Below are 23075 nucleotides of genomic sequence, written 5' to 3'. Positions count from 1 at the left end.
CATCCTATTTTCAAGCGATTGTCTTTATTCTATTTGATGAGTGTAATCAGTCAGATATGAATTTTATGTGAAGTGAAATAAAAAAAAGCCGAACTGTAGAGAGACTAATGAGTTCGGCAAAAGAGTAACAGATTAATGCGGCAATTTGATCAGTTTTGTGATGTCATAACCATAATATTTTGCTGTATCCAGATAGGACTGATAGGTGGCTTCATCCAGTTGCGGTTCGCGCGATAAAATCCACAGGTATTTGGTACTCGGTCCACCGACCAGCGCCACTTTATATTCCGGATCCACGCGTAATACCCAGTAATGCCCTTTGGTAAACGGAATCCATCTTAAACCTGGCGGCAAAAAGCTGACCTTCAGTTTGCTGTTGCCCTGATTTTGCGAATAGGCAACACCTTCAGAGCTAATCATCTCTCCATTGGCAATTCGGCAACTATTCAATACGCCGATCGTTTGATCGGCATTGACACTATATTGTGCCGTGATATTCGATACACATTTACGCTGAAAATACATCGGTAAATGGGCAATTTCATACCATTTACCTGCATACTTCTGAATATCCACTTGATTTACTGCCTGCGGCCTCACCGTTTCTGCTCGGGTGGTCATACTTAAGCTAATGGTGACCAGCGCTGTAACTGCAAAAACCGACTTGTATAGCATCTTCATTTTTAGCCTTGTTAGATCTCATGATTAAGATAACCCAAGTCGATGTGAACAAAGTGTGAAGATTAAATGCAGCATGAAGGTAGGAGAAATTTCACTCTTACAGCCTGAGAAAATGGGGAAAATCATTTCTTCTTGGATCCCCTTTTAAAGCGGTAAATTGGTTTTTTAGATTCAATGTAGCAATATTGTCGATAGTATTATTTTAAAAAAGTCAACTAGATCAACATATTAATTCCTGAACTAATCATCTTTTATAAGGCAATTAAATATACATATAAAAAAACTTGATTAATTTTATTTTTAAGGTATAGTTAACTCAACTAGAAAAAAGTCTTGTTTCATTAAATCTCTCTTAAGTATCGTCGTTTTATTCATAATTCTTCGTTTTTTTCAGATTTTAAGTTTCATTCTTTATTATTTTCAAAGTTATATGCAGTCAATAAAATGACTAAAAATTATTAAAAAATCAGTAGGATTTATTATGTCAAACTCAAATGTTGTTAAAGGTACCGTTAAGTGGTTCAATGAAACTAAAGGTTTTGGTTTTATTCAACCAGAATCAGGTCCAGATGTTTTTGCGCACTTCAGTGAAATTGCTAACTCCGGTTTTAAAACCTTATTCGAAGGCCAACAGGTTGAATTTAGTATTGCTCAAGGTCAAAAAGGACCGAATGCAGTCAATATTGTTGCTATATAAGCACTAATACGAGTTGAAAAAGCACTACTCAGTGCTTTTTTAATTTTAAAGAAAAAGTTGTTCTTCCATATTGGAAAAAATCATAAAAACAGGATATAAATTGTTAAAAGTTAATAAATTAATTGCAAAATCTAAAAATGGTACTGAAATTATCGTTTCTTTAATTCCCTTAAATAAAATGCAGAATACACGTCAAGGTTTTAAAGAAATTGAAGTGGGGAAAAGAGTTCTGCTGGAATCTGGAATTGAGGTAGATTTAAATTTAGATGGTCGTACATTTTATACGTCTTTAAATCAATTATTTAAGCTAAATCAAAAAGTTATTTAAAAAATAATATATTGCTTAATTAATTAAATCGCCGCTCTGCCATAGTCTTGTTAAAGGTAAACTAATGTTTAAACAAAATCTAAATGTAAAAGACCAATTTGGTATCAAATATTCTATTCAGGCCACAGTTAATCACCATTTTGACGCTAGCCAGTCTTACTCCCATATCAAATATATAACCGTGGATGGTGAAGATATTCGACCTAGCTTTGATATGTTTTTCCAAAGTTCTTCAAGTGGAAAAATTTTCAAGATTATCTAAATTATTCCCAACCTATTCAGGACGGCATCTGTTTATAGAGGTCTGTAAAATACAGCACATTCACATGGTCGAACCGATGATACCACACTAAAAAACTATGCAGCACCATCATTGCCAAGCTCTTTATTTCAGTCTATAGAGTGAAAACGGGCAAAGTCCGTGGCAAGTGCTGAGAGTTCCTTTTCTAGATTTCCGTTCTTATTTCAGCCTGAAATTATCATCTAAATATTCAAACATTTCTCTTTTTAAATTTCAAAGCCATTCTTTACTGTCATCTGCAACAGGCGTTTCATGCATCACGTGCTGAATCATGGCATAAGCGATACTACCCTTGAACGGAATTTCTGGTAACTGATTAAACTTAAAAAATTGCGCATCGCTGAGCTCATCTTCCTGAATCTGAATCTCACCCGAGTGATATTCTGCTCTGAAAGCCATCATCAGATTGCTGGGAAACGGCCACGGCTGACTGGCTAGATATTGAATATTTTTGATTTGTAGCCCCACTTCTTCCATCGTCTCACGGCGTACCGCCTCCTCCAGGGTTTCGCCCACTTCGACAAATCCGGCAATCAGGCTGTACATCTGGGTTTTGTTGCGGGCATTTTTTGCCAACAGAATTTCATCTGTACCCCGAGTAATGATAGTGATCACACAAGGATTCACACGTGGATACTGGTTATAACCACAGGATGGGCAGACCATGGCATAGTGACTGACGTGTGCTGGGTCGGGTGGCCACATTTACTGCAAAAGCGGTGATTACGGCGCCACTCTAGCAACTGCACAGCACGACTGGCTTGTTCAAACTGTGGCCTGCTCCAGACCTGCACCAATTGCCGGATCGGGACTAGTTGATAGCCTTCAGGTACTAATTCATTTTCTTTTAGATCTCGTGCAATGACCTGGCCATTTTCCGACAGATCCAAGTCGTGCTGCAGTTTGGCTACCAGCGGCAACTGAAAATGCTCATCGACCATTAATTGCTGCTGTCTGAAAATATACGCTTTTGAATGCATGCTCATGACATCCACTGATTAAAAAAAATCCCATACATGGGGGTGTATGGGACAAAACTAAGGAAGCTTACATAGAGTAACTTCTCTTTAGATACTAAGCGCACGCTGCCTGAATTACAACCATAATAATTTGTATCTTTTTGATTAAAATCACATAATTTTCACAACAATTATGTCTTCAGGAATAATGCGAAGCGAATTTCATCAACTGGATGTAGCATTATAGAGATGAACACTCTGTTATTGTAGCAATCATGATTCATGTGCAATGTCAGCAGATCATCTGGTCGGGTTGAATTTACTGATCATGCGGACTGATCTGTGTTTTCACAAAAAATTGAACTGTCTGGCTTTACACTAGACTATCTTTGATCGGGTCTGGAAGGGCTATGCGTTTCGGTTTAATTTTAGGTGACCAGCTTCATCATCAGCTCGCTACGCTTAAAGCGCTGGACCGTACCCGGGATGTGATCCTGATGGCCGAAGTGGTTGAGGAAGCGACTTATGTCGCCCATCATCCGCAGAAAATTGCCCTGATTTTTAGCGCAATGCGGCATTTTGCCAAAGAGCTCAAAGCGGAAGGCTGGCGTGTACGTTACCATGCTTTTCAGTACGGCAGTCCGATTCGTAGCCTGCTGGATTTCGTACAGGCACAGCAACTGCTGTTCCCCGTCACAGAATTGGTCATGACCCGATGCGGGGAATACCGCCTGCAGCAGCAGATTGAAAAGCACTGGAGCCAGCAGCTGCAACTGCCGGTACAGTGTCTGGATGACGTTCGTTTTTTCTGTAGCCCGGAGCAGTTCCGGCACTGGGCCAGCCGCTACCAGACGTTGCGCATGGAATATTTTTACCGGGAAATGCGTAAACAGACCGGTTATTTGATGCAGAGACAGCAGCCGCTTGGACAACAGTGGAACTATGACAGCGCCAATCGCAAGGCATGGTCAGGCACTCCACCATTGCCTCCAACACTTCATTTTGAACGCGATCAGATTGATCTGGATGTAATGCAAATGGTTGAGCGCGAGTTTCCGCTTCACGCTGGCAGCCTTGACAACTTCCGCTGGGCCACCACACGTAGCAATGCTCTGCTTGCACTGGAGCATTTCATTACCCACAGTTTGCCGCATTTTGGAGATTATCAGGATGCCATGGTTCAGGGTGCAGACATGCTGTTTCACAGCCTGCTCTCGCCTTATCTAAACTGTGGCTTGCTGCTGCCGCGAGAAGTCTGTGATGCCGCAGAAACGGCCTACTATGCCGGTCATGCACCACTGAATGCAGTGGAAGGTTTTATCAGGCAAATCCTCGGCTGGCGCGAATATGTCCGCGGAATTTACTGGCTGTACATGCCGGAGTATGCCAGCCGCAATGCGCTGCAGTACTCAACCCCGTTGCCACAATTTTACTGGACTGGCCGCACTCAGATGAACTGCATGGCTGAGTGTTTCCATAATACTTTTCAGCATGCGTATGCACATCATATTCAGCGTTTGATGGTGACTGGAAATTTTGCCCTGTTAACGGGTGTAGACCCTCAGCAGATCAGCGAGTGGTATCTGGCAGTCTATGCCGATGCCTATGAATGGGTAGAACTACCGAACACACTGGGCATGGTAATGCATGCCGATGGCGGCTTGATGGCCAGCAAACCCTATGCGGCTTCGGGCAATTACATCCATAAGATGTCGGATTACTGCAAACACTGTAGCTACAATGTCAAAACCCGTACCGAGCCAGACAGCTGTCCGTTCAATAGCCTGTACTGGTATTTCATGATCCGGCATGAAGCGATATTCCGTACCCATCCACGTATGGGCATGATCTATCGGCAGCTGGACAAACAGAAAGATCGGCAGCAGATCATCAGCCATGCCCAGCAGCTTCTTAGCCGGATCAATGAGTTATAAACGATGAAAAAACAGCACCTCCCTGAAAAAATCTGTATTCACTGCTTGCGCCGTTTTACTTGGCGCAAAAAATGGCACCGTTGCTGGGAGGAAGTACGATACTGTTCTGAACGATGTAAACGTGAGTCCAGACGTTTATCAAAATCAAACACTTAGAAACGCCTGTATTGGCGTGAACAATAGGCCCGTATCACATCAGGTAAACGCAGCTGCAGATGTTTGGTTTTTCGGCCAGTCACGCGTGCACGCCACATTTTAAAGCTACTGTGTTTCATATTTTGCCGCATCAAGCGAATCACCGCCGCTTCATTTAAACCATACTGACATAAAATAGCTTCAAAAGGAGTTCGATCTTCCCAAGCCATTTCTATAATTCTGGATAAGTCCTCTTCAGAAAATTGATTCATACCATTCTCGTTTTTAATCATCACGAAGCGTCAATAAGCTTTATCGACTTTAATCTGACTAAAAGAATAACAATACAATCATGAATTTTTTGTGATTTTTCTCTAGTTTACGGACTCAGCACGAATAAAAGGGCTAGTTAAACTAGCCCTGTTAAGTCTTAGTTACCTCTATAAGTCGAATATCCATAAGGACTTAAAAGTAGAGGAATATGATAATGGCTGACACTTCCATCTACCTTAAAAATTACAGGAACTTCAGGAAAGAAAGTATCTTGCTTATTTTTTTTAAACCAGTCCTCAGTTTTAAAAGTAACTTTATAAATACCGGCTTCAAGCTTCTGATTTTCAGGAAACAATCCAGTAATACGGCCATTAGGACCAGTATATTGCTGATTTAACTTCACCCATTTATTCCCAGTACTTTTTTCGAGTACCACTTCGACTTGAGCTGAGGGTAGACCATTTTCTAGATTCAACACATGCACACTTAAAGGGTTAGTTTGTGCGAAAGTCTGAACCGTACCGGGTTTGTCGGAGACTTTTTTATTTAAGTTAGGCCACCTGACCTAACGGATTAATTTTATCATAGTACATTGCTTCAAAATCAAAAGGTGGCACATAACCTAGTGCACTATGTACACGCTCTTTATTGAACCAATCTACCCAATTTAATGTCGCAAGTTGTACATCCGCTAAACCTTGCCAATCTGCTTTTAAATATTCAATCACCTCTGTTTTGTATAAGCCATTCACTGTTTCAGCCAAAGCATTATCGTATGAATCACCGGTCGTACCGACTGATGCTCGTAAATTTGCTGCTTCTAAACGATTGGTATAACGAATGGAAAGATATTGCACACCTCTGTCACTATGATGAATCACGTTCTTTGGCATGCCTCGATCATGCAATGCTTGCTCCAGTGCATCGAGCACCATGTCTGTATTCATCCGTGTTGATACTTTCCATCCAACAATTGCTCGCGAGAACACATCAATAATAAAGGCGGTATAGACCCAGCCTGAATTTGTTTGAATATACGTAAAGTCAGCGACCCACAGCTGGTCAGGGTGATCAGCACTAAAATTGCGTTTCACCAAGTCATCTGCTCGTTTTTGATCATCTCGGCTATGGGTAGTTTGTTTATTCTTACCTCGCCAAACACCTTGTATACCTAGCTTTTGCATCAATCGAGCAACTGTACAGCGTGCAATAATATAGCCTTCACGTTTCAGTTTTTGCCAAACTTTACGTACACCATATCGACCTGAACTTTCCTTCCAAATTCGTTTAATTTGTTCAGCATGATGCAAGTCATGTAGATCTCGCTTTGCTCGATGTTCTGGGTTTTCGCAGAGATCTAGAGTCCGGTAATAGGTTGAGGGTGCGATCGGTAAAATTCTACAAATCGCCTCGACTCCGTACAGCTCTTTATTATTATGGATAAAATCCACCATTATTTGTGTGGGCGGTCGAGTTCCGCCTGGGCGAAAAAAGCGGCTGCTTTACGTAGAATCTCATTGGCGCGTTGCAGTTCTTTATTTTCGCGTTCGAGTTGTTTGATACGTTCTTGGTCTGAAAGCTGCTGTACTTTAACTGGATTTAGTTTATCTAAATATTTTTGATACCAAACACGTAGTGTTTCAGGAGTACAACCTATCTTGGGAGCAATAGCGGTGATCGCAGCCCAATTCGATGGATAATCTTTTTCAGATTCAATCAATAATTGAACCGCTCTTTCTCTGATTTCAGGGGCATATTTTAATTTTGTCATCGGGATAGTCTCTCAGAATATTGACTCTCCGACAAACCCGGTACGGTTCAGTCATTGAGGTCAACAATAGTGTTGAAAGTGGCAATAATTTTTTAAACATGATGAATTCCTTAAGGATTGAAAATAGACTTAACAGCTGTTTCAGCGCAGTAATGGTCATTTTTTGCACCCCCTGCTCCGGCAACACCAATGGCACCGACCACCTGATTTTCATAACGCACAGGTAGGCCGCCACCCAACAGCAGTAGATTAGATAAGGTGGTTAAATTTTTTGCATCCTTGTTTTCATTGGCATTTTGACTTAACAACATAGTCGCCGTTTTGGTCGATAAGGCGGTATAGGCTTTCTTTTCAGCTGCGCCCAAATTATGCGGTCCGACAGTTTCATGCCTGTTTGCCATTAACGTATTTCCGCCCCGATCCACCACCACCACAGCGATATTGTGCTGTATTTTTTGACACGCAGTCACCGCAGCATCCGTAAGAGTTCGTGCTGACTGAGAATCAAGTGAATAAACTTGATTGAATTGAACGGATTGTGCAAAAGTACTGCTACTCATCAGCATTACTGTTGCAATAAGCCCTTTGAGTTTGTTCATCATGATTGCCCTGAATTAAGTTTTAAAAATCTTATACAACCTGAACGATTTGAAGGATGACAATCACATTACAAAGTTGTCATCTTTAAAATGAGTCTGAACAAAATGTGTATTCTAATTATCGAAGATGAAGCGAAGATCGCCTCATATCTGGTTAAAGGGTTAAATGAATCTGGCTATGAGGCGCAATGCGTCCATTCAGGACTAGAAGGTTTGGAAAAGTTAAAGATGCATGCATATAGTCTAGTCATATTAGATGTAATGTTGCCCGATATTGATGGCTGGGCAGTCCTGAAAGTCTTGCGACAATTTTCCCAAATTCCGGTCATTTTTCTTACAGCAAAAGATCAGGTGATTGATCGGGTCAAAGGTTTGGAACTGGGCGCCGATGATTATCTGGCCAAGCCTTTTTCTTATATTGAATTACTGGCCCGAATTAAAAGTCTACTTAGGCGCCAGCAGTATGCACAGGAAAACCAATTAGAAATTGCCAATCTGAAATTGGATTTGATCCATCATAAAGTCTGGCGTAACGAGCAGTCGATAGAACTCAGTAGAAAAGAATTCAACCTTTTGCGCTTTCTGCTGCGCCATCCGAATGAAATTATTACGCGCAGGCAAATAGCTTCTGAAGTCTGGCAGATCAATTTTGATACCGATACCAATTTTATTGATGTAGCGGTAAGGCGTTTACGTAGTAAAATTGATGAGGGACATGATATAAAGTTAATTCATACTGTTCGCGGTTTGGGCTATAAAATTTCGGCAGAGAAATAATGTTGAAACCGATTCGTTCGCTAGAACTCCGATTAACACTCTTGGTTACAGGGTGTGCTGCAATGGTCTTGTGCGGTGTAGCATTTATGACCTATCTGGGTATCAACCAGATTTTAATTGCTCAGCAAGATAGGGCTTTGATTGAGCGAATTGAGCGACTGGAAATATTACTACAAGACAGTAGCAATATTGAACAGATTATCGCTCGCCCGAAGCTGTATCAAAACATGTTGGGAAATCAGGATAATTTGTTTTTATTGATTCAGGGTGATCAGGCGCTGATCAGCATTAATCCTCTTGGCATTCCTCTACCTGAATTTACCCATCAGCCCCAAATTCAATTCCAAGATTTATCGGCGCATGCTTATCCCACCCGCATTGCCTGGAAAACTATTCAAATTAATCGCCAGCCGTATCTGTTAATTGCAGGCAAACAGTGGTCTGAACGTTTAGGCATCATTGCACCTTTTCAAAAGAGCCTTGTCATTTATGTTTTCACAGGTATCTTGGCGATTTTCATCCTTTGTGCTATTGCTAGCCATCTGGGATTAAAAGTATTAAGAACCCTGCGAGAACAAACCCATGCGATAAATATTCAGCAACTTGAACAGCGACTCAATCTGCCCTATCCCCCTCAAGAGATTGCACAACTAGCCTCCGATATCAATGCCATGCTCGACCGTATTGAGCTGGGATATAGCCAGCTGAATCGTTTTTCAGAAGACATTGCGCATGAATTTAGAACACCATTGAATAATTTAATAGGACAAACCGAAATTTTACTCATGAGTGAACGCAGTCCCGTACAATATCAGGAAGTGCTGATTTCCAACCTAGAGGACTATCAACGCTTAAAAAGAATGATTGACAGCATGTTATTTCTGGCACGTGCAGATGCGCAGAAGGTTTGCTTAAACAGACAAAAAATCCAACTTCAATCCTTTATAGAAAATATCTTCAGCATTTTTGAGTATCAAGCCGAAGAACAACACTGCAATTTTGTTTTAAAGCTTGAGGCAACTGAGCTATTGGCAGATCCAGAACAGTTACAACAAGCTCTGTATAATCTGCTCTCCAATGCCCTGATTCATGGCGGCAAGCACCGGACTATTTATGTGCATAGCTATCGAAAGATCATCAACAAACTGCCTATGATTGCGCTATCGGTCGTGACCAGTGGTTTAGAAATTGCCCCGGAACATTTGCCGCATATCTTTGAGCGATTTTATCAATGCAGTTCCAGTAGACAAAGTTATCATCAAACAGGTGGTTTGGGACTATCCATTGTGGCATCTATTATGACGCTTCATCAAGGGATGTATCAGGCGATTAATAGCGCAGAAGGTATATGCTTTGAACTGCTTTTCCCAGATACGTGATTCACATTCACACTGAGCTTATATCATTTTTTGGAATCACTCTGAATTCTCCCATCCACCAAATTAATGGTTCGATCACAGGTTGCCGATAATCTAGGATCATGAGTCACCAATAATACTGCACAGCCATGTTCGCGATGAACTTTACGAAATAATTCAAACATTTCCGCAGCAGTTTGAGTATCAAGATTACCTGTCGGTTCATCGGCCAACAATAGTGCAGGCTGAGTAATCAGTGCACGTGCAATCGCTATGCGTTGCTGTTGCCCTCCAGAAAGCTCATTGGGTTTACGGTCAGCGAACTTATCTAACCCTACAGCGGCCAATAATTCATGGGCATATTGCAACGCAGATTGATCTGGCTTACCTTGCTTCAGCATTAATGGCATAAGCACATTATTTAAGGCAGTAAAGGCCTGTATAAGATGATGGAATTGAAACACAAAACCTATACTGTTGCCACGTAATGCTGTCCGAGCCATATCATCCATACGACTTGTTGCCTGACCCAACAAGTACAACTCACCACAGCTAGGCTGATCTAATAAGCCAAGAATATTCAGTAAAGTACTTTTGCCTGAACCAGAAGGACCAATTAATGCAGCAAAGTCATTCCGTTGAATACACAGGTCAATTCCATGTAATACCTCCACTTCATTAGGTTGCCCAACATTATAGGACTTTCGCAATGCTTCTAAACGTAGTACTTCCTCAGATGAATCAGACATGACGAATTGCCTCCACAGGATCGAGTGCAGCAGCCCGACGGGATGGTATTGCAGCAGCCAAAACTCCCGTTAAAGTCGCCAAGAATAATGCTGACAAGATAAGCTTGATTGAAATCGAAATATAAAACAAGCCGGGACCAAACTGATTAAATCCCCAAATTAGACAATAACTGACAACACTACCAAGCATCGAACCAAGCAGACCAAAAATTGCTCCCTGAAATAAGAAAACTCTTAAAATTTGCGTTTGTGTAGCCCCAGTTGCACGTAAAATACCGATTTCCCGAGTCCGTTGCACCACACTCACCGACATCACACTGGCAATTCCAAAAGCGACTGAAATCCCTACAAAAACAATAATCATGTTGGTCGAAAGACTTTGAGCGGTAATCGCATTCATTAATTGAGCATTGGTTTCAATCCAGCTTTCTGCTTTTAATCCTGTCAGGCGTCCAACTTGTGAGGCAATTTGATCCGCCTGAAAAATATCCTGAATCGTCAGATCAATCACGGTCACGCCACCTGGCAAATTAAGTAAAGATTGCGCCTGTTTCAAATCCAGATAGACATAGCGCGCATCCAATTCACGCACACCCAATTCAAATATTCCAGAGATGTTCACAACTGCATTTTTCTGTTGCCCGGTATCTAACCTTAATTTGCTCCCGACTTGCACACCCAAATCTTTGGCCAATTGACGCCCAATTAATACATTATCCGCACTAACTCGTAGTTCACCACTCACCATATATTGCTTTAACGGAATAATCTGTTGATAACGTTCAAGGTTGATACCAACCAATGCAACAGATTGAATTGCATCTCCGCGCTGTACAAATGCAGGACCAGAGACCACAGGAGAAACCGCCGTCAACACGGGCAACTGATCTAAAGTCTCAGTAATCTGCTGCCAATTATTAATAGAGCGTAAGCGTTGTGCACGCTGATCTTCTAGTAACAACTGAAGTGTTCCTGCTGCTGGTGGCACAATGTGATTCACCTCATCTGGTGAGAGCAAACGAATATGCGCCTGTGTCCCTAAGGTCCTTTCTACAATATTCGATTGTAAACCCTGAATTAAGGCGCTAATGAACACAATGACGGCTACCCCCACCGCGACGCCAATGGTAATCATCATCGACTGTGTGCGACCCTCTCGCAAAAAACTGATTGCGATGGTCCACTCGGTCCAAAGTCGCCTAAAAAAGTTTTTCAATCGAATTTCACCGGTAATTCATTTTTGCTATTTTTCTGATCCGTTTGACTCTGGAAAACAGGTTTAGTTTTCTCTATTCGGACACGAGTTCCATCTTTAAGCACTGATTCTGCATCGGTAAGGACGTGATCACCTTCTTTCAATCCAGCTACAACTTCAGACATAACCAAACCACGTAAACCCAGTGTGATGGGATGACGTTGAATTTTTCTATCTCTTACTAAAATAACCATAGCCTTGTTTCCACTTATACTGCTTAAAGCATCATTTGGAATGACCAGGGTTTGCTCGCGCTTGTTGGTTTCAACATTTACCGATACCGTCATGTCTTGACGCAAAAAATCAGGGACTGGATCAACTGTTAATCGAACGTCTACTGTGCCACGTTGAGCATCAATACTTGGGGCAATAAAATTAATATGGGCAGGAAAAGGTTGATCTGGATAGGCATCCGTAATCACTGCTGCTTTTTGTTGTAAAGCCAGCAGTGGTAAATTTCGCTCATCAAATGGCACTCGTATTTCAGTCGCACCATCCAGTGCAATAGTGAACAGAGTCTGACTCGGTTGTACCAAATCCCCTGGCTCAACATTACGGGTTAAAATAATACCTGAAACTTCTGCGCGAATTTTGGTCTTGGCGAGTTGCGCTTGTAATGCAGCGAGTTGTTCGCGTAATTTTGTCTCTTCAACTTTATTTGGGGCAAGTGAAGCAACTTTTAATCGAGCTGATTCCAAATTATTACGGGCGAGTTTTTCTGCCTCTATCGATTTCTCCCTTTCCTCTGCTGATAATATTCCTAATTCGGTATTTCGTCTGCGTACCGCCTCTCTTTGAGCCTGTTCTAATTTCACTTTGGCATTCGCTAAATCGAATTCTGCTTGCGGACGTCTAGTGGTTGCGAGTTCCTTTAATTCAGCTTCTGCCTGCCGCACCTGCGCTGAAATTTCATCAGATTTCAGTACTAAAAGAACATCCCCTCGAGAGACCCGATCTCCCTCTTGAACCAAGCGCTCAAGAACAACCCCTGTAATTTCACTACCAATCTGAGTCCGAGATACTTTCTCTACCCGTCCTGAAGCAACAACTGTCTGAATCAATGGACTAGATACGACTTCATAACTAGGTAACAATGGTCCTTGCCACCAGCGATATATAGCAAAACTGACGAGCAAAACCAGTAGTATGATCATGATCCAAGGCTTATAACGGGTAACAAGCAATTCCATTCTCCAAGCCAGTTTTAAGAAAAGTTTTTGAATTGAATAATTAATGTCTAGTTAAATATATATGAAAATTTAGTTACAACACACCAAATTAAAAAAGCACACCATTTTTATTAAATTATTTTCTCTTACTGTTATAGTTTTTTCATAATTTTGATTAAAAAAACAAACAAAAAATAAACCTATATTTCTATATATTTCATAATTTTATATAAAATAATAACACGTTTTAGACTTTAACATTCCAGCTATCAATAACGTAATACATAGCCATATTTAGTAAAGTAGCTGTGATGGTGGCAATTGAACTCAACTCCCAAGCTATTGATTTAGTGAACCATAAAGCCAATAGCATTTTTCCTGTACCCATTTTTTACCCAAATTAGATTTAGTGCATTGAATCACAAAATTTATTTTGTTCAAATCCATTAACAGGATTTGAAATGGTGTCCCGATTTTAACACGTACGCATTCAATATTAAACAATATGTTATAACATTACTTTTTTATATTTGTTTTTTTCATGTATCATTCAAGAGTACAACTTCAGGGTGAAAGTTATGTTTGACAATATAGATGCCTTAAAAACAAAATTAGATCAGCATCGCCCTCTTTCTCCTGCAATTGTAAAAAATCTACAAGAAGATCTTATTGTTCGCTGGACATATCATTCAAATGCAATTGAAGGCAATACACTGACATTGCTAGAAACAAAAGTGGTTTTGGAAGGCATTACCGTTGATGGAAAAGCATTACGAGAACATTTCGAGGCAATTAACCATAGAAATGCGATCTATTATGTTGAAGATATTATTCGTAAAGAAGAACCTTTTTCTGAATGGCAGATTCGTAATATCCATCAACTCATTCTAAAAAATATCGATGATGACAATGCAGGACGTTATCGCCAACAAAACGTGTTGATTTCAGGTGCTACGACTAACCCACCCGACTATACACTGTTGAATGATAAAATGGCTCAGCTTGTCGATTGGTACAATACTGAGGCACATAAGCTACATCCTATTGAACGTGCAGCTAAAGTACATGCAGACTTTGTAGGCATTCATCCATTTATTGATGGGAATGGTCGTACATCACGCTTATTGATGAATCTCGAATTACTTAAAGCTGGATATCCGCCTTGTGTGATTACAGTAGAAAATCGTTTGGCTTACTATGAAGCTTTAGATCAATGGATGGCTTATGGTAAAACTGAAGCATTTATCCAATTAGTTTCTGAGGCTGTGCTTGATGGATTTAAACCATATCAAGTTGTATTGGGGATTTAAGTATATCTACTAGGCCTCTACTTGAAACTTCAATTATTTTAGGGGGTATTACCCTACAGAACAATGAAATAAATATCATTCAGACACTAAAGTATCTCTAGAGACACCCATCATTTTACATGCTCTAGAAACATTCTGAAGTTCTTCAGCTAAATTAAACTAAAGCAATGACTAACATCTTATAATAAAATATTCTTAAAACCAATAATTTATTACTTATACAAAATACTTAAACATTATCACTTATTAAACAATTGCTCGCATAATAAAAAAAACTATTGCTAATAACAAAAACAACCATAAAATATCATTTATTTTCAATAAAAATCCAATCCCTCCTTGATTTTTGAAAATCCTATTCAAATTATAGTAAATAAATGCTAAATCAAAAATAACTACTACTGGAATACCAAGTATTGTACTTATTCCCAAAATATTAATAACAAGCAGTATTAGAATCTTTTTTAGATTACTCGATGTATAAACTAAATGATTTAAAAAAAAATTCTTCAATATAGCCTCAACATAAAATCAGTAGAATCTCCTTTAAATTAAAAGGAGATTCTCAAATAAAACAGCATTATTTTTAAGGTAATTAGCAAAGATAAAATCTATGATATGCTTCTAAATTCACCTTCAATAATCATCCCCTCTTTTCTCCAAGAGGCAAAAGACTTAGTCATTGATTCATGATCCATATGCATCAATTTTATCTCTTCAATTTTATCTTTGAGTTCTTTGTAAATAGGGAAAAATTTTAAAATAAATTCATCTTTATCAATTAACTCTAAAATCTCTCTTTGCTGGTTTTGTAAATTCGCTACTAAACTCTTTCTTGCCAACTGAAACTCTTCTTGTTTCTTCGCCTGATTCCAAGTATCCCAAGCTTCTACCGCAATACCAATAAGTGGTAATGCTGTGTTAATGTTGCTCGCCAGGTTAACAGCTCCCCACGGTTGGAACTTTAAAGCTTCTTTTAAATTAAGCCCAATAAATTGCCCACCCGCAACTAAGCCATCTCTTGCAGCTAAAATAGTTGTATTATCCAACTTAATATTCTTCGCTAAATGATTGAGACCTTTTTTAGTCAATGACCCAACAGCGGTGTCAATATTATCAATTTCTGCGTTAAAATTAACTGCTTGTGTATTTAATGCAATATTGATTTGATTGGTTTCATTTTGAAAATATTCATTAATCTTACTTGAGATAATTGATCCCTTATCACCAACTTCCCTCACTACGAATTCACCAATTGTTTCTAGACTCGTACCTTGGACCTGCATTACTAAGTCTTGGAAATATCCATTAAAACTAGATCTTAAATTTGTTTTTGCATTGGCAATTTTTTTGGAAATTACATTCAGTGCACCAGTTTCAATTTCATAAACTTGATTAAGTTTTTCCATTTCCTTTGATAGCAGGGATTGTTGTTCTTCAATTTCAGGTATTTTCTTAATCAAAATATCACTAATAATGGACTTTCTCGTTTCTTCAATTAAACCAGTATAACCACCACTTTTTTTCACAATTTCACTAGTTGCATTTTGCAACAATTTGATATGAGACAATTGTTCAAACTCATCTCGATTTTCCATCCAATAATTAACACCTTCATCAAATGGATTTGCTGAAACTGCCACTATTTTTAAGTTATGGGTTTCCTGCATAGAAAGAGATAAGATCGAACTTAATCTTTCTTTAACATTTTGCTCTTTAATTTTAAATTTATCTTGGTAGTCTAATTCATCCTCTACATCTGCAACTTCATCAAAACGGCTAAGAACAAATACTGTTCGTGGAAGTAAGTTCAGATCTTTAAACAACCATTTTAAATCTTCAATATGACTTTCTTTGATCGGATTTTTAGAGTTCATGACATAAAGAACAATATGTGCTTCACTTACATATTTTTTTGTGATGTCTTTATATTTTTCAATCTCTTGGGCATCGGTGTTCACTTGCTCTTTATAACCATATAATCCTGGTGTATCAATGAGTTGATACTCTTCATCAATGTCATAAATTTTAACTGCATTTGATGATTCAGAAGCACTAATATTCATGGTTGCTGGGTCAATTTTACCAGAGATGGATCCGTAAATTTGAACAACTCCTATAAGTGATATTCTGCTCCTCAAATGATGTTATAAACATCAATATATGGAGTATTTTATGGCACGTAGACCAAGAAGAAATCATTCAAATGATTTTAAAGCTAAGGTAGCACTTGCTGCGATTAAAGCAGAAAAAACACTTGCTGAATTGAGTGCTGAGTTTGATGTTCATCAAAACCAAATTATTGACTGGAAAAATCAATTGATCTCAGCTTCCTCGCAAGCTTTCGATCAATCAAAAGCTCCAACAGAACCACCCATCGATCTAAAAAAACTACATGCAAAAATCGGTGAGCAGGCATTAGAAATTGATTTTTTAGAAGGTGTGTTGAAGAAACTGGGCCGCTTCAACCACAAAAGTTAATCGACGACTCACTTCAGATTTCAGTATCTAAGCAAGCTAAGCTGCTGAAAGTCTCCCGTGGTTGTTATTACTATCGCCCAAAACCTGTGAGTGCATCAGATCTGAAGCTGATGCGATGTATTGATGAATTACATATGCAATATCCTTTTGCAGGCAGTCGTATGATGCGTGATTTGTTGAATCGTCAAGGACATCATATAGGACGACGTCATACACGTACTTTAATGAAGAAAATGGGTATTCAGGCGTTATATTGCAAACCAAATTTAAGCCAGGCTAATCAAGCTCACCGTAAATATCCATATCTGCTCAAAGGGTTGGCTATTCAGCGCAGTAATCAAGTGTGGTCTACGGATATAACGTATATCCCTATGGCAAAAGGCTTTGTTTATTTATGTGCTGTGATTGATTGGCATAGCCGCAAGGTACTTGCGCATAGGGTATCGATTAGTATGGAGGTGGATTTTTGTATTTCGGCTTTAAATGAAGCGATTGAAAAATATGGTCGACCTGAAATATTTAATACAGACCAAGGCAGCCAGTTTACCAGTGATGCATTTATTGATGTATTGAAATCAAATGGCATTCAAATCAGTATGGATGGTAAAGGTCGATGGGTAGATAATGTGATGGTTGAACGATTATGGCGGAGCGTTAAATATGAAGAGGTGTATCTCAAAGCTTATAGCAGTGTCACAGATGCGAAAAAGCAATTAAGTGCATATTTTGAGTTTTATAATTTGAAACGACCTCATTCGAGTCTAGACAAAATGACACCAAATGAGTTTTACTATGATCAGCTACCCCAACAAAACAAGGTGGCTTAACTAGAGCGGAATATCACTTATAAATACGCTTTTAGTTGTTCAAACAAGTGGGACCACCTCTACCTAACCATGCAGCAGCAATTGAGGTCTTTCCTTCAGAGAATCCACCTATAAGTGCAATTTTAAGTTTATCTCCTTGCAAAGTATTCAATGAGTTCTTTAACTTAGCTTTAATATCTGTTGATACATCTAAACCAAACTCTTGACCTTGTGTAATAAAACCTTCTAATTTACTCAATAAGTTGATAATTTTAGCCTGATTATCCTGATGATTTTTTAAAGTTTCAGACATTTATTTGACCTCATAAGCACTGCTAATATTATTTGATAACGTTTTAAACATATTGATTGATTGATACATATCTTCTACAAGCCCTGTGATTTGATCACTTGGCTCATTCAACTTTTTCTTCAAATCTGATATTGATGGCTCAATTTTTTCTTCAACATCGCTCACATTCTCCCTAGCAACTTTTTTAAGCTCTTTCACAATATTTGATAAATTTTTATCAACACTTTTCTTTTGCTCAGATTTTTTAAAGTCTGAATCAAAAAAGCTCCAAATTGCTTTTGCAAAACTAAATAACAAACCCGCAGCCGTTAATGATATTGCAACCCAGCCGACTGGATTCCACCACATTGCAGCACCTACACCAATACCAACACCAAGTAGTCCCATTTTGTTGATGCCATTATTGATATCAAATTTCAATGAAACATTATTATTCAATCCTGTCACATCATCAGCTTTAAAGTTATTTTGAATACTGGCTAACCGTGAAGAAAGTTTCTGTAATTTTTCCTTTAAATTTTCATCAAACTGCGAAGTTTCTGTTTTAAAACCAGCAATTAGATCTTTACTCACTAATTCAAGATTGTTATCAATCTGTCGCTTCAGAATACCTTTAAACTCATCATTACTAATATCACTTTCAATCCGTTTATAGACTTCTTGACGAGTCTTACGCTCAAAATCTTGAATGATTTTTTCAATCATCGTTTTAAGGCTTTGCACTAGGTCCAAATATTCACTATCAATTTCTTGCTTAGTGACAGCCACTTGCTTATCAATATTCAGCTTTAGATCACTAAAGCCATTATGAATATTATTTAACTTCTCTACTGTTTGTTTTAGAACATAATTCGCTTTATTGAAGTTACTCGCCTTAATTTTATAAGGTACGTCTCCAATGACTGTTTGAGTTAAGTGGTTTTGAAATGCGCTCAGTCCTGACTTTTCCTTTAATTCATCTCGATCAGAATTATTTAAAAACTTGATCTGATTACGATATTTTTCACCAAATGGCACCAAGCAATTGGCTACTGCATAAAATGCAGCAAGTCCAGCCACCACAGTATAATTCTTATAATGTTTATCTAATGCTGATTCCATCTGTTTATTCAGATCATTTAAGGCACCTCTTTCATCATCATTACTGATCAGTCCATTTTTTAATGATCTAGGCGATGTAACTGGTTTATTGTAAACAGTCCAAACTTCTGTCTGATCTGCTAGGTGCGTTTTTATTTTTTGAAGTGTGCCTTCATTTGGAGCTGCATCTTTACTTGTGACATAGAAAACAGCATGTGCTTTTTTAACGGCTTTAGAAATTTCGTTCTCAACTAGTTTTTCATCACCCTCAATTCCTGGCACATCGATTAATTTGACCTGTGTGCCATTAATATCAAATAAAAACTCTTTACTCTCTCGAGTGAAGTCACTACGGCCATCCCCCATAATTTGGCCATCTTCAAACTCTCTTAGCTTCTCCAACATTTTTTCAAATTGCTGTAACTGCTGTTCAACTACTTTCTTTTCATTTTCTAATTGTAAAGTAATAGAGTTGATTGGTTTTTTGGTTAACTCATATTCATCTTGTATCGTTGCAAGATGCGATTGTTTCAATGCATATTCTTTTTCGATTTTTTGCTTCAATACTTTCAGTTCAGAATCTAATAGCGCTTTCTGTTTAATTAACTCTAACTCAATTAAACCAATTTGTTTTTCCTCTTCTAGGCGCTTAAAAATATAAATAATTTTTAACCACCATGACATATTTTGTTTTTTATATTGAACTTTTTCTTTTAAAGACACAATCTGAGTATTAAAAATTTCAAGTTTTTGGTCATTTAATAAAGACTGATTAACAATCTGCTCATCATGCTCATATTTAAGAGCATTAAGTATTTTTTGATAATCTTCTAATTTTTGAGTATAGGTTTGATCTATCTCCTTTAATTTTTTATTATTTTCTAAAATTTTATGACTAATTTCATTATCAGCATTTTTTAACTCTCCGTATGCTTCTTCATCTAATGAAAATTCATCTTTAAGTGCTTTGAATTTTGCTTGTATTTCATTTTTAGTTTTTTCAGCGAACAGCAGACGTAACACTTCGATAAGTGTCGATTTACCTGCATTAGTTTCACCGAAAAAAGCAATCGTAAAGTAATCCCATTCGGAATTACGTTTAAGTTCATCTATCTTCCTTTCAATTTCTTTTTGCTGAAAGCTTAAAATTTGCTTAGATTCATTTAGTTTTTCTCCCACTAAATTAGTATCTAAAACCTGCTCATTTTTAACAATTTTCGCAATCAAATCTGATATTTTCTCTTTTAAATCATCATAAATATTCTCAGGATGATTTAAATTAATATGACTATTCACGTACCCTTACCCCTATCCAACCAACTCATAAATAATTTTTTAAATGAAATTTTTTTTAACCTAAAACCAAATATTCTTTTAAACTTATTTCTAATTGTCTCTGTAATCCTTTCGGACTCACTATTTTTAAATGAGGAATCCAGAATCGAATCAAAGGCAATAACTGCATGTCATGATTAATTTTAGAAGAAACCAGCAATCCACCATCATGTAACTCTTTGACAATTTGCTGCTCGGGCAGTATCGGACGTTGCTTAAAATAAAAAGAAACCTGACTATCAATAGATAAAATGATTTCCTGTTTATCCTGTCCAAACCAGATGCTGTCATCATCTTCCACAAGTTTTACAATATTTTGATCTGGAATAAATTGTGAATAATCATGCGAAGAGTGCGTAAGCTGAATATGTGAAATGCGATAAGTACGCAATTGATCTTTTCTAACTGCTGCCAAATACCAACTACCATGATGATGAATCAAGCGATAAGGTTGAACCAGTCTAGGTTCTCCTTTATATACAAAACCAATTTGTCGATATTCTTGAATTGCTTTTCCAAGAACTTTGAATAGTCCTTTAAACTGACTTGCATCTTCAAAAGAGTACCCCTTAGCACTATAAATCTGATGAGCTCGACTATCTAAAAGTTCACGCAGAAAGGACATATCCAATGAAGGATACAAATGACTAACTCCTGAGAGCTGTGCAAAATTACGGATATCTTTTGGTGCAATTTTCCCTAAATAATTTGATTCTAAGTAATATCTTTTATTTTCATTATCTTGTAGCAATGGCAAATAAGTATTGAGACGATCGAAATCTCTCGAGATAGTACGTGTACTTACCCCAAATTCTGAGGCTAGTTCTTTTATACTTAACTGATATCCCATATTTAATTTCGTTAAAATATTGGCCAATCGGTCAGCTAAACGCTCATGAGTAGAGTCATCACGTTTCATTAATTATCTCTAATTTTTAAAAAGTAACATCAAAGTTATATTTGATTTATATTTGAAATATAACACATTAAATGTACAAAAAGTTACACCAATTCACAAAAAATTAAGTCTTATTTTCTTTAAATTAAGTTTAGTCGATCTAAATAACGTGCTAGGTGCAACATTGCTAAATAGAATTTTCTTGATTCAGCCCACTTTATTTTCCCAAGTATTAATGCTCTAGAAATACGTTGTAAGGCGTTCTTCTTTTGTTTGTTCGTAAATGGAGTTGGGCATATTTTCATACAAATTTCCTTTCAATATTTCTATCAAACTTAACTACTTAAAGTATCAATTCAATTGAAAAATGAAGATAAGGCATGAAAATGACAGGAGATGTCATCAGTTGTACAAATTATCGTTTAAATTTCTTCTTTAGTATGTATTTCGCAGAGGTGGTGTCAACTTAACTGAAACTATAACTTACTAATATTTATTAAATTAATTACTCTACATTTTTATGCGTTAATTGATCCAAATAATCAGACCATGCTTGCATCATCACTGAACGCTCCTCCAAATACTTAGTACGGTTGTACGCTCGACCATGCATATCGCGAACCTGATGTGCAAGTTGTTGTTCTATACGTTCAATAGGAAATTTTAGAACTTCATCTAATAAAGTTCTTGCCGTAGCTCTAAAGCCATGCCCTGTTGTCTCACCATTTTCAAAACCATATTGTTTCAATCGTTTATTAATAGTTGATTCACTGATGGTTTTCGTTTTATCTCGCATAGACACAAAACAATATTCGGTATATCCAGTAATGCAATACAATTCTTGGAACAGCTTCAAGACTTGATCAGACAAAGGAACAATATGTTGTAGGGCTGTCTGATTTTTGGTCTTAGGCGGTGTATAACTCCATGTTCTATTTTTAAAATCGATATCTGCCCATTTTGCTGCACGTAATTCTCCAGGACGCACAAATACATGGGGTAAGATTTTGACTGCATAATCAATAGCAATATCCCCACGACCTGCATGTGTATTAATATTCTTTAATAGTTGTCCTAGCTTTTGCTCATCAGTAATAGCCGCTCGATGCTTAGTTTTACCCACCTTCAAAATACCGCTAATTTGGTCAGCAACATTAAATTGACATAAACCCAAAGCAATCGCATACCGAAACACCTGAGATGCTTTACTTCTCATTCGCTTTGCTGAGTCAGTCTTACCTTGTCTTTCATAAAGACGGCATACTTCCAAAATTTGAGTGGCTGTTATCGAATCAATGGGGAACTCACCAATAGCAACATAAAGCTTATCCCAGATAAACTGATTCCGACGTTGTGTACTTGATTCCAGCTCTTCAGTCTTACGGTATTCATCTGCTACTGATCTAAAACTATTATTTCGACATTGGGACTGTTTATCTTGCTTTTGAATTGCTGGGTCAATATTCTGCGCAAGCAGTTCTCTAAACTCACTTCGTTTTGCACGAGCTCTGGCCAATGTACAACTTGGATAAATACCGATAGCTATAGTGGCTCTTTTCTTAGAGATTGGGCGAATATAATCAAAACGCCAATATGCCCCACCTTTTCTATCTAACAATAAATAAAGGCCACCACCATCTGAAAGCTTAATATTCTTTTCAAATGATTTCTTTTGCATTGATATTGCAGACTTAATTTTTGAGTCAGTCAGACTGATAACTAATTTAGGCATTTTTACGGTATATTTTTGTCAGAAATGGGAATGTACCGTAAAAAATACCGTAAAAGATTACGGTATCCTAAAACGCCCTCGGACATTATCGGACAATAAGTAGATATAAGTTATTAATTTTTAATAATATTAGG

Annotated in this window: 21 protein-coding genes, 2 pseudogenes and 1 other annotated feature; of the genes and pseudogenes, 9 read left to right on the top strand and 14 right to left on the bottom strand. The window is 37.9% G+C overall.

The annotated features are described in order from the left end of the window. Positions 1 to 132: 132 nt before the first annotated feature. Positions 133 to 621, bottom strand: a complete 489-nt coding sequence (locus tag MST16_RS05700) for a lipocalin family protein (protein WP_373683933.1) — start codon at positions 619 to 621, stop codon at positions 133 to 135. Positions 622 to 1162: 541 nt separating this feature from the next. On the opposite strand from MST16_RS05700, the gene MST16_RS05695 reads away from it, so the two are divergent. The 3 genes from MST16_RS05695 (at position 1163) to MST16_RS05685 (ending at position 1968) form a co-directional block, all read left to right on the top strand. Further along, complete coding sequence (locus MST16_RS05695; protein ID WP_019837890.1) at positions 1163 to 1378, top strand: cold-shock protein; 216 nt, start codon at positions 1163 to 1165, stop codon at positions 1376 to 1378. Between the two features lie 100 nt (positions 1379 to 1478). Further along, positions 1479 to 1706: a hypothetical protein gene (locus tag MST16_RS05690; protein ID WP_180011922.1), complete on the top strand. Its 228-nt coding sequence runs from the start codon at positions 1479 to 1481 to the stop codon at positions 1704 to 1706. Between the two features lie 64 nt (positions 1707 to 1770). Next, a complete protein-coding gene (locus MST16_RS05685; protein ID WP_180011920.1) occupies positions 1771 to 1968 on the top strand; it encodes a hypothetical protein in 198 nt (65 codons plus the stop codon). Between the two features lie 252 nt (positions 1969 to 2220). On the opposite strand, the pseudogene nudC reads toward MST16_RS05685, so the two are convergent. Then, positions 2221 to 2993: pseudogene (nudC, locus tag MST16_RS05680) on the bottom strand (NAD(+) diphosphatase). 383 nt (positions 2994 to 3376) lie between these two features. On the opposite strand from nudC, the gene MST16_RS05675 reads away from it, so the two are divergent. Then, complete coding sequence (locus tag MST16_RS05675; protein ID WP_180011918.1) at positions 3377 to 4900, top strand: cryptochrome/photolyase family protein; 1524 nt, start codon at positions 3377 to 3379, stop codon at positions 4898 to 4900. 3 nt (positions 4901 to 4903) lie between these two features. After that, a complete protein-coding gene (locus MST16_RS05670) occupies positions 4904 to 5056 on the top strand; it encodes a DUF2256 domain-containing protein (protein ID WP_180011915.1) in 153 nt (50 codons plus the stop codon). Here MST16_RS05670 and MST16_RS05665 read toward each other — a convergent pair. The 4 genes and pseudogenes from MST16_RS05665 to MST16_RS05650 form a co-directional block, all read right to left on the bottom strand. Then, entirely contained in the window at positions 5053 to 5307 is a 255-nt protein-coding gene (locus MST16_RS05665; RefSeq protein WP_180011913.1) for a TIGR03643 family protein, read from the bottom strand. The genes MST16_RS05670 and MST16_RS05665 overlap by 4 nt on opposite strands. 158 nt (positions 5308 to 5465) lie before the next feature. Further along, positions 5466 to 5819 (bottom strand): annotated as a pseudogene (gene uraH, locus MST16_RS05660) (hydroxyisourate hydrolase); the annotation flags it as partial. Positions 5820 to 5859: 40 nt separating this feature from the next. Then, positions 5860 to 7079, bottom strand: a protein-coding gene (locus tag MST16_RS05655; protein ID WP_100249712.1) for an IS3 family transposase whose coding sequence is annotated in 2 segments (ribosomal slippage) — positions 5860 to 6803 and positions 6803 to 7079 — 1221 coding nt in all. Because the reading frame shifts where the segments join, the coding sequence is not laid out codon by codon here. Then, positions 6688 to 6804: a sequence feature (AL1L pseudoknot), on the bottom strand. It overlaps the preceding gene by 117 nt. Positions 7080 to 7189: 110 nt before the next feature. Beyond that, on the bottom strand, positions 7190 to 7678 hold the full coding sequence (locus MST16_RS05650; protein ID WP_171521832.1) for a heme-binding protein: 489 nt from the start codon (positions 7676 to 7678) through the stop codon (positions 7190 to 7192). A 105-nt stretch (positions 7679 to 7783) separates the two neighbouring features. Between MST16_RS05650 and MST16_RS05645 the strand changes: the two genes are divergently transcribed. Beyond that, complete coding sequence (locus MST16_RS05645) at positions 7784 to 8455, top strand: heavy metal response regulator transcription factor (protein ID WP_005177241.1); 672 nt, start codon at positions 7784 to 7786, stop codon at positions 8453 to 8455. Then, entirely contained in the window at positions 8452 to 9834 is a 1383-nt protein-coding gene (locus MST16_RS05640) for a heavy metal sensor histidine kinase (protein WP_155756615.1), read from the top strand. Before MST16_RS05645 ends, MST16_RS05640 begins: the two co-directional genes overlap by 4 nt. Before the next feature lie 23 nt (positions 9835 to 9857). Here MST16_RS05640 and MST16_RS05635 read toward each other — a convergent pair whose 3' ends face one another. The 3 genes from MST16_RS05635 to MST16_RS05625 are packed head-to-tail and all read right to left on the bottom strand — an operon-like array spanning position 9858 to position 13001. Next, positions 9858 to 10562 (bottom strand): ABC transporter ATP-binding protein, encoded by a 705-nt coding sequence (locus MST16_RS05635; protein WP_078194313.1) that lies wholly within the window; start codon positions 10560 to 10562, stop codon positions 9858 to 9860. Next, positions 10555 to 11778: an ABC transporter permease gene (locus MST16_RS05630; protein WP_180009935.1), complete on the bottom strand. Its 1224-nt coding sequence runs from the start codon at positions 11776 to 11778 to the stop codon at positions 10555 to 10557. The genes MST16_RS05635 and MST16_RS05630 overlap by 8 nt, the downstream gene beginning before the upstream one ends. Next, positions 11775 to 13001, bottom strand: coding sequence for an efflux RND transporter periplasmic adaptor subunit (locus MST16_RS05625; RefSeq protein ID WP_180010012.1), 1227 nt, complete (start codon positions 12999 to 13001; stop codon positions 11775 to 11777). Before MST16_RS05625 ends, MST16_RS05630 begins: the two co-directional genes overlap by 4 nt. Positions 13002 to 13564: 563 nt before the next feature. Here MST16_RS05625 and MST16_RS05620 point away from each other — a divergent pair. Further along, positions 13565 to 14296, top strand: a complete 732-nt coding sequence (locus MST16_RS05620; RefSeq protein ID WP_180092555.1) for a Fic family protein — start codon at positions 13565 to 13567, stop codon at positions 14294 to 14296. Positions 14297 to 14907: 611 nt separating this feature from the next. Here MST16_RS05620 and MST16_RS05610 read toward each other — a convergent pair. Then, entirely contained in the window at positions 14908 to 16362 is a 1455-nt protein-coding gene (locus MST16_RS05610; protein WP_180092558.1) for a LeoA/HP0731 family dynamin-like GTPase, read from the bottom strand. A 109-nt stretch (positions 16363 to 16471) separates the two neighbouring features. Here MST16_RS05610 and MST16_RS05605 point away from each other — a divergent pair. Continuing rightward, positions 16472 to 17604 (top strand): IS3-like element ISAba14 family transposase gene (locus MST16_RS05605; protein ID WP_223155595.1). Its coding sequence is split into 2 segments (ribosomal slippage): positions 16472 to 16724 and positions 16724 to 17604, totalling 1134 coding nucleotides; the frame shifts between segments, so codons are not numbered across the junction. A 31-nt stretch (positions 17605 to 17635) separates the two neighbouring features. Here MST16_RS05605 and MST16_RS05600 read toward each other — a convergent pair. The 4 genes from MST16_RS05600 to MST16_RS05585 all read right to left on the bottom strand — a co-directional run bounded on the left by MST16_RS05600 (position 17636) and on the right by MST16_RS05585 (position 22941). Beyond that, positions 17636 to 17896 (bottom strand): hypothetical protein, encoded by a 261-nt coding sequence (locus tag MST16_RS05600; RefSeq protein WP_180091947.1) that lies wholly within the window; start codon positions 17894 to 17896, stop codon positions 17636 to 17638. Beyond that, positions 17897 to 20272 (bottom strand): GTPase, encoded by a 2376-nt coding sequence (locus MST16_RS05595; protein WP_120401120.1) that lies wholly within the window; start codon positions 20270 to 20272, stop codon positions 17897 to 17899. Positions 20273 to 20327: 55 nt separating this feature from the next. Then, entirely contained in the window at positions 20328 to 21230 is a 903-nt protein-coding gene (locus MST16_RS05590; protein WP_120401119.1) for a YafY family protein, read from the bottom strand. A 484-nt stretch (positions 21231 to 21714) separates the two neighbouring features. After that, on the bottom strand, positions 21715 to 22941 hold the full coding sequence (locus tag MST16_RS05585) for an integrase arm-type DNA-binding domain-containing protein (protein ID WP_120401118.1): 1227 nt from the start codon (positions 22939 to 22941) through the stop codon (positions 21715 to 21717). Between the last annotated feature and the right edge of the window lie 134 nt (positions 22942 to 23075).

Origin of the sequence: Acinetobacter sp. YH16040_T (genome assembly GCF_024605785.1) — a bacterium.
Lineage (GTDB): Bacteria > Pseudomonadota > Gammaproteobacteria > Pseudomonadales > Moraxellaceae > Acinetobacter > Acinetobacter amyesii.
This window is presented reverse-complemented; position numbering and strand designations above follow the sequence as displayed.